8 protein-coding genes are annotated in these 7,540 nt (G+C 73.1%); 3 read left to right on the forward strand and 5 right to left on the reverse strand.

Annotated elements, in window-relative coordinates; genetic code table 11:
• Window positions 1–508: Lrp/AsnC family transcriptional regulator (locus ETD96_RS37150; RefSeq protein ID WP_138641196.1), on the forward strand; the 508-nt coding region annotated here is incomplete at its 5' end.
• A 61-nt stretch (window positions 509–569) separates the two neighbouring features.
• Here ETD96_RS37150 and ETD96_RS37155 read toward each other — a convergent pair.
• The 4 genes from ETD96_RS37155 to ETD96_RS37170 all read right to left on the reverse strand — a co-directional run bounded on the left by ETD96_RS37155 (window position 570) and on the right by ETD96_RS37170 (window position 4,093).
• A complete protein-coding gene (locus ETD96_RS37155) occupies window positions 570–1,496 on the reverse strand; it encodes an ABC transporter substrate-binding protein (RefSeq protein ID WP_138641197.1) in 927 nt (308 codons plus the stop codon).
• A gap of 20 nt (window positions 1,497–1,516) precedes the next feature.
• Entirely contained in the window at window positions 1,517–2,203 is a 687-nt protein-coding gene (locus tag ETD96_RS37160) for an ABC transporter permease (protein WP_138641198.1), read from the reverse strand.
• A 79-nt stretch (window positions 2,204–2,282) separates the two neighbouring features.
• Window positions 2,283–2,933 (reverse strand): ABC transporter permease, encoded by a 651-nt coding sequence (locus ETD96_RS37165; protein WP_138641199.1) that lies wholly within the window; start codon window positions 2,931–2,933, stop codon window positions 2,283–2,285.
• The gene (locus ETD96_RS37170) at window positions 2,933–4,093 is read right to left on the reverse strand and encodes an ABC transporter ATP-binding protein (protein WP_138641200.1); all 1,161 of its coding nucleotides are present in this window, start codon (window positions 4,091–4,093) and stop codon (window positions 2,933–2,935) included. The genes ETD96_RS37165 and ETD96_RS37170 overlap by 1 nt, the downstream gene beginning before the upstream one ends.
• 159 nt (window positions 4,094–4,252) lie before the next feature.
• On the opposite strand from ETD96_RS37170, the gene ETD96_RS37175 reads away from it, so the two are divergent.
• The gene (locus ETD96_RS37175; RefSeq protein ID WP_138641201.1) at window positions 4,253–5,734 is read left to right on the forward strand and encodes an aromatic amino acid ammonia-lyase; all 1,482 of its coding nucleotides are present in this window, start codon (window positions 4,253–4,255) and stop codon (window positions 5,732–5,734) included.
• A 7-nt stretch (window positions 5,735–5,741) separates the two neighbouring features.
• On the opposite strand, the gene ETD96_RS37180 is transcribed toward ETD96_RS37175, so the two are convergent.
• Window positions 5,742–6,749: a LacI family DNA-binding transcriptional regulator gene (locus ETD96_RS37180; protein ID WP_138641202.1), complete on the reverse strand. Its 1,008-nt coding sequence runs from the start codon at window positions 6,747–6,749 to the stop codon at window positions 5,742–5,744.
• A gap of 155 nt (window positions 6,750–6,904) precedes the next feature.
• Here ETD96_RS37180 and ETD96_RS37185 point away from each other — a divergent pair, with 155 nt between their 5' ends.
• On the forward strand, window positions 6,905–7,441 hold the full coding sequence (locus tag ETD96_RS37185; RefSeq protein WP_138641203.1) for a cysteine dioxygenase: 537 nt from the start codon (window positions 6,905–6,907) through the stop codon (window positions 7,439–7,441).
• The last annotated feature ends 99 nt before the right edge of the window (window positions 7,442–7,540 follow it).

A 7,540-nucleotide genomic window follows, 5' to 3' on the forward strand; every position in this document is an offset into this window, starting at 1 on the left:
TAGGGTCTCGTGGGCTCGGAGATGTGTATCAGAGACAGGCGCCGCCCCGGCCGGCGCCGCCCCGGTCGTCCTCGGCGACCTCGACCGGCGGCTGCTGCCCGCCCTGGCGGCCGACGGCCGCGCCGCCTACCCGGGCCTGGCGCGCCGCCTCGGCTGGTCGGAGTCGGCGGTCCGCCGCAGGCTGGAGGCCCTGTGCCGGTCCGGCACGCTGCACTTCGACGTCGAGGTCGACCCGGCGCTGCTCGGCTTCACGGCCCAGTGCCTGCTCTGGCTGACCGTCGTCCCGTCCCGGCTCGCCGCCACCGCCCGGGCCCTGGCGGGCGACGCCGAAGCGGCCTTCGTCGGCGCGACCACCGGACCGCACAACCTCCTGGCCATCGCCGTCTGCCGCGACGAGGACGCTCTCTACGCCTACCTCGCCGACCGGATCGGGTCACTGGACGGTGTCGAACGCGTCGAGACCGCCCCGATCACGTCCTACAGCAAGCGCGTCGCCCCGACGCCCTGACCGCCCCCGAGAACGGCAGAGCCCGCCGCGCGGTGCGCGGCGGGCCCTGTCGTAGTGAGGGTCAGGCCAGGCCGGACTTCTTCAGCCACTCCTCGGCGACCTTCTCCTGGTCGTCCTTGTCGATGGCGATGCGCTTCATCATGTCCAGGAGGTCCTGGGTGGTGAGCTTGGCGGAGACGCCGTTCAGCGCCGCCTTCGCCTCGTCGTTCACCGCCTCCTTGTTGATCAGCGGCGTGACGTTCTGGGCGCTGAAGACGTTCTCCGGGTCCTCCAGGACGACCAGCTTGTTCTGCTGGATGGTCGGGTCGGTGGTGAACAGGTCGGCGGCCTGGATCTTGTTCTCGGTGAGCAGCTTCACCAGGGTGGCCTGGGCGCCCGCGTCGAACGGCTGGAACTTCTTGAACTCCAGGCCGTAGACCTTCTGGAGGCCGACGAGGCCCTGCTGGCGGGTCTTGAACTCCGACGGCCCGGCGATGACGAGGTCCTTGGCGACCGGCTTGAGGTCGGCGATGGACTTCAGGTTGTACTTGGCGGCCGTCTGCGGGTTGACGGTGACGGAGTCCTTGTCCTCGGCCTGGGCCGAGTCGAGGATCTCCACCGACGGCGGCAGCTTCGCCTTGAGGGCGGCGTTGATCTCCTCGGTGGTCGCGGCGGTGCTGTTCTTGTCGACCGAGGTGGTGAGCAGGGCGCCGTTGTACTCCGGCATCACGCTGATGCCGCCCTTGACGACCTGGTCGTAGTAGATCTCGCGGGCGCCGATGTTGAACTTGCGGGTCACCTTGAGGCCCTTGGCCTCCAGCGCCTGCGCGTAGACCTCGCCGAGCAGGTTGCTCTCGGGGAAGTTGGCGCCGCCGACGGTGATCGTGCCGCTCTTGCCGCCGCCGGCGAGGGGGTTCTTGTCGTCGCCGGACGAGTCCCCGCCGCCGCAGGCGGACAGCGTGAGGGCGGCCGCGAGGCCGATCGCCGCGCCACGGATGAGTTTCTTCATGGTCCTTGTCCTTCGGTCGATCAGGAGGAACGGGCGGAGCCGAGCAGTCCCGGCGAGATCACGACGCGGCGCAGCGCCGCGAAGGCGAGCTGGACGATCAGGGCGAGCAGGACGACGAGCACCGTCCCCCCGATGACGAGCTGGTAGTCGTTGCGGGCCAGCCCGTCGATGATGTAGCGGCCGAGGCCGCCGAAGCCGGGATAGGCGGCGATGGTGGCGGTCGCGACGACCTGGATCGCCGACGTGCGCAGCCCGAGCAGGATCAGCGGCAGCGCCATCGGCAGCTCCGCGTGCCACAGCACGCCCCAGCCGGTCATGCCCATGCCGCGCGCCGCGTCCTTGGCGTCGGCGTCGACGCCGCGCACGCCCTCGAAGGTGTTCACCAGGATCGGCGGGACGGCGAGCGCCACCAGCGCGACCAGCACCGGCGTGATGCTGTACTCGATCACGACGATGAACAGGATGAGCCCGAAGGTGGGGATCGCGCGGGCGAAGTTCGCGACCGTGATGGCGAGGAAGCCGCCGCGTCCGGTGTGCCCGATGAGCAGGCCGAGCGCCAGCCCGATCACCGCGGCGGCCGCGAGCGACACGCCGCTGTAGTAGAGGTGCTGGAGCAGCCGGTGCGGGATGCCGTCGGCGCCGTGCCACTGGGACGAGGCGGTCAGCCACGTCCAGAACAGGTCGATCTGGTTCCACACGTCGGTCACGAGGCTCCCTCCCCGTGGGGGGACGACCCCCCACACCCCCCGGCAAGAGCGGCGGCGTCATGCCCTCGCTTGCGCTCGGTCACGAGGCCCCCCGGGCCGCCCGGGCCCACGGCGTGAGCAGGCGCTGGACGGTGACGAGGATCGCGTCCGTCACCAGGGCCAGCAGGATGATCAGGACGGTCGCGGCGATGATCTGCGTCTGGAACTGCAGCTGGTAGCCGCGGATGATGTCCTCGCCGAGCCCGCCCTGCCCGATCAGCTGGCCGACCGCGACGAGGCTGATGGAGGAGACGGCGGCGACCCGCGTCCCGGCGATGACGATCGGGACCGCGATCGGCAGCTCGACCTGCAGCAGCCGGCGCAGCGGCCCGAAGCCCATCGCGGTGGCGGCCTGCCGGACCGGCTCGGACACCGACGCCAGGCCGTCCACCACGTTCGGGACGAGCACCGACAGGCTGTAGAGGGTCAGCGGGATCATCACCGTGGACGGGTTGAGCCCGGTGTAGTCGATGAACAGCATGAACAGCGCGAGCGACGGGATCGCGTACAGCACGTTCGACAGCGTCAGCGCGGGCGGGTAGAGCCAGCCCCAGCGGCGGCACAGCACGCCGAGCGGCAGCGAGATGAGCAGCCCGAACAGCACCGGCAGCAGCGCGAGCCGCAGGTGCAGGACGGCGTGCTCGCCCAGCGAGTCGGTGTGCTCGCCGATCCAGCCCCAGTCGATGTCCATCAGCCGCCCTCCTTGGCGAGGGACGGCGCGCCGGGCTCGGCGTCCGCGTCGGGCTCGACGGCGGCGCTGGGCTCGGTGCCGGAGCGGGCGATGGCGGTGGTCAGGTCCTGCTGGTCGGCGATGCCGACGAGCCGCCCGGCGGCGTCGACGCTCACGGCGCGGCCGGACGGCGACAGGATCGCGGCGTCCAGCGCGGCCCGGACGGAGTCGGTCTCGGTGTCGAAGGTGTGCCCGACCGGCGCGAGCCGCGCGTCGCCGAGCACGCCGGTGGACGGCAGGACGTCGGCCGCGGCCCAGCCGAGCGGGCGCCGGTCGCCGTCCACCACCAGGACCCAGCCCTCGGCGGGCGCCTCGCTCACCGGGGTGTCGGCGGGCAGGACGCCGCGCTCGTTCAGCGGCACGGACGCGGACGGGACGAACGACAGCCGCCGGATGCCGCGGTCGCGCCCGATGAACCCGGCGACGAAGTCGTTCGCGGGCCGGGCGAGGAGGTCCTCGGGGCTGTCGACCTGGACGAGCCGGCCGCCGGTCTCGAACACCGCGATCCGGTCGCCGAGCTTGATGGCCTCGTCGATGTCGTGGGTGACGAACACGATCGTCTTGTGCAGTTCGTCCTGGAGGCGGAGGAACTCGTCCTGCAGCTCGCCGCGGACGACGGGGTCGACGGCGCTGAACGGCTCGTCCATCAGCATGATCGGCGGGTCGGCGGCGAGCGCCCGCGCGACGCCGACGCGCTGCTGCTGCCCGCCGGACAGCTGGAACGGGTAGCGCTTCCCCATCGCGGGGTCGAGCCCGACCCGCTCCATCAGCTCCAGCGCCCGCTCGCGCGCCTTCTTCTTGTTCCAGCCGACGAGGTAGGGGACGGTGGCGATGTTGTCGACGATGGTGCGGTGCGGGAACAGCCCGGCGTGCTGGATGACGTAGCCGATGCCGCGCCGCAGCTCGGCCGGCTTGCGCTCGCGGACGTCCTGCCCGTCGATGAGGACCCGGCCGGAGGTGGGGTCGACCATCCGGTTGATGGTCCGCAGCGCGGTGGTCTTGCCGCCGCCGGACGTGCCGACGAACACGGTGATGCACCCGGTGGGGCATTCGAGGCTGACATCGTCCAGGGCGACGGTGCCGCCCGGGTAGCGCTTGGTGACGCCCTCAAAGGTGATCAACGATTCACGTCCTCGTTGGGCGCCCGCGACGCCGATGATCGATTTCGGCCTACCCGCCAACCGTAACCAATGGGTACGGTCACCTCGGTGTCCCAGCTTGTCCGGAACGTCGGTTGTCGAGCATAACTACCGGTAAACAGGGGAAAGTAGCGTAGCCGCGTGGAGAACAGCCGAATCGTTATCGACGGAACCGCGCTCACCTGCCGCCAGGTGGTGGCCGCGGCCCGCTCGGATGTGACGATCGTCATGGCCTCGGAGGGGGTCGAGCGGGCCCGCGCCGCCTGGCGGACCGCCCGCGAGGCCGCCGCGACGCAGCCGGTGTACGGGCGGACGACCGGCGTCGGCGCGAACCGCGTGGTGGACGTGGAGTGGGAGGACGCCGACGCGCACGGCCTGCGCCTGCTGCGCAGCCACGCCGCCGGGGCCGGGCCGCTGGTCGCCCCGGAGATCGTCCGGGCGATGCTGACCGTCCGGCTGAACCAGATCGCGGCGGGCGGGTCGGGGGTGGAACCGGGCGTGCTGGGCGCCCTCGCGGACGTCCTCAATCTGGGTCTCCTTCCTCCGGTGCCGGTGTACGGGGCGATCGGCACCGGCGACCTGACGGCGCTGGCGTCGACCGCGCTGTGCCTGCTCGGCGAGCGGGCGTGGCTGGCCGACCCGGACGGGAGCGCCGACCCGGACGGGGCGGCGCCGCGCGGGCCGGGCTACCGGCTCGGCTCCGCCGACGCGCTCGCGTTCATCAGCTCCAACGCCGCCACGCTCGGGGAGGCGGCGCTCGCGGTCGCCGACCTGCGCGAGCTGCTGCGCGCCTCGACGGTCGTCGCGGCGCTGTCGCACTTCGCGGTGCGGGGCTCGGAGGAGCCCTACGCCGGGGCGGTGCAGGACGCGTGCCCGCACCCCGGCCAGCGCGACACCGCGGCGGCGATGCGGGCGCTGCTCGCCTTCGACCGGCCCGCGCCGATGCGCATCCAGGACCCGTACGGGTACCGGGCGTTCCCGCAGGTGCACGGGCCGGCGCTGGAGGCGGCGCGGTACGCCGAGGAGGTCGTCACCCGCGAGATCAACGCCGCCGCCGAGAACCCGCTGGTCGACGTCGCGGGGCGGCGGGTCTGGCACAACGGCAACTTCCACACCGCGTACGTCGGCCTCGCGCTGGACTCCGCGCGCGCCGCGCTGTTCCAGACGATGGCGCTCGCCGCCGCCCGGCTCGGGACGCTCGCCGAGCCGTCGTTCACCGGCCTCTACCCGTTCCAGGGCGCCACGGAGGCGTCGTCCGGGATCATGATCCTGGAGTACGTGGCGCACTCGTGCCTCGCCGACGTCCGGCGCCTGGCGACGCCGGCGGCGCTCGGCAGCGCGGTGCTGTCGCGCGGCGTAGAGGAGCACGCGGGCTTCTCGACCCAGTCGGCGCGCGCGACGACCGACGCCGTCGCCGCCTACCGGCTCGGGCTCGGCTGCGAGCTGGTCGCCGCCGCGCGGGCGCTGCGGATGCAGGGGCGCGCGCCGTCCGGCGGGCCGCTGCGGGCGGCGACCGACCTGGCCGCCGCCGTCCTCGACCCGCGCGTCGAGGACCGGCCGCTCGACGCCGACATCGCGGCGGCGGCGGACCTGCTGCCCCGGCTCGCCCGGCTGCATCCCTGACCCGGCCCTACTCCGCCCCGCCGCCGGTCGAGGCGCGGACGCGCAGCGCCGGCTCGCGCACCACGCGGCGCTTGCGCGGCTTGCCGTCGATGACGTCGACGACGAGCCGGACGGCGGAGTGGACGATGCCGTCGATGTCCCAGTCGACGGTGGTGAGCGGCGGCGTGAGCAGCGCCGACATCGGATGGTTGTCGTACCCGCAGACCGCCACGTCGCCGGGGACGGCGAGGCCGAGCGCGCGGGTCGCGGCGTAGACGCCGTAGGCGATCGAGTCGGCGAAGCAGAACACCGCGGAGGGCCGGTCGGGGCCGCCGAGCACCCGCGTCGCGACCTCGGTGGCCGCGGCGAGCGACTGCGGCACGACCACCACGTCCACGCGCAGCCCGAGCCGCTCGGCCTCGGCGTTGACGTGCACGTCGGCGGGACGGTCGGGGGTGCTCGCGCGGGTGGGGGTGAACACGGTGACGCGCTGGTGCCCGAGGCCGTGCAGGTGCTCCAGCGCGAGCGTGACGCCGCGCCGGTTGTCGAACACGACCTCGCCCTGCGCCTGGCCGCCGTGCAGCGCGTCGCCGATCGACACGACCGGGACGGTGCCGGCCAGCTCCGACCACAGCGCGGCGGACGGGTCGAGCGGCTGGACGATCAGCCCGTCCACCCGCTGGTCGCGCAGCCGGCGGGCGAGGGCCAGCTCCCGCTCGGGGTCGCCGCCCGCGTCCACGATGAGGGCGTAGCGGTCGCGGGCGAGCAGCGCGCGGCCGATGCCGACCGCGAGGGACTGCTGCCAGTAGTCCTCCAGGGAGCCGCACAGCAGCCCGACCTGGTCGGTGCGGCCGCTGGCCAGGGCGCGGGCGATCGGGTGGGCCTCGTAGCCGAGCTCGTCCGCCGCCGCGCGGACCCGCTCCTGCGTCTCCTCCGAGGTCTGGATGCCGCGCAGCGCGTACGACACCGCCGCAGGCGACAAACCGGTCGCCTGCGCCACTTCCCGGATGGTCGCGCGCTTGCGCTTCTCCGACATCCCTCCAACCCTAGAGGCCGCCACCGACAGGGCAAGGAGCGCGACCTTGACGGCATGACTCCTGAAGCGGTTCACTGAAACGGTTAACTGATGCGGTTCAGTACCGCTGCTCAGCGGCTTCGCCGCGCCCTGCGTCAGTTCGGAAAGGAGCACCCGTGTCCTCGGAGGTCCTGCCCCGCGCCACCGGCCTGGAGAACCTGCCCGGCCGCCCCCTCGACAAGCGCGAGCTGCGGGAGCTGGTCGACGGCCTGGCGGAGCGGCCCGATCTGTGGCGGCCCCAGGTCGAGTTCCCCGAGGGGCGGCGCCACTACGCCTCCCTCCACCGGGACGAGCACGTGGACGTCTGGCTGCTGTGCTGGACGCCGGAGAACGACACCGGATGGCACGACCACGACGTGTCGTCGGGCGCCGTCCGCGTCGTCGCCGGGGCCATCGAGGAGAACAACCCGCGCATGGGGGGCGACCCGCTGCGCACCGTGGTCCGGGAGGGCGAGTCGTTCGCCTTCGGCCCCGACCACATCCACCGGCTCACCGGCGTGGAGGAGGCCAGCGTCTCCATCCACGCCTATTCGCCGCCGCTGTGGCGGCTCGGCCAGTACTCCGTCGACGAGTCGGGCGTGATGCGCCGGCTACCCGTCAGCTACACCGACGAACTGCGCCCGCCGGACGACGCACCAATTCCGCCCGCCTGACGGGACCGTTCCAGCGTGGAGCCCCCGGCGGGCCCGACCGGGGGAAGCGGGCCCGCCGGGGGAAAGGCGTCCGGCCGAAGCCCGCTCACATCGGCCGGA

It is taken from the genome of Actinomadura geliboluensis, assembly GCF_005889745.1.
In the GTDB taxonomy this organism is placed as follows: domain Bacteria; phylum Actinomycetota; class Actinomycetes; order Streptosporangiales; family Streptosporangiaceae; genus Spirillospora; species Spirillospora geliboluensis.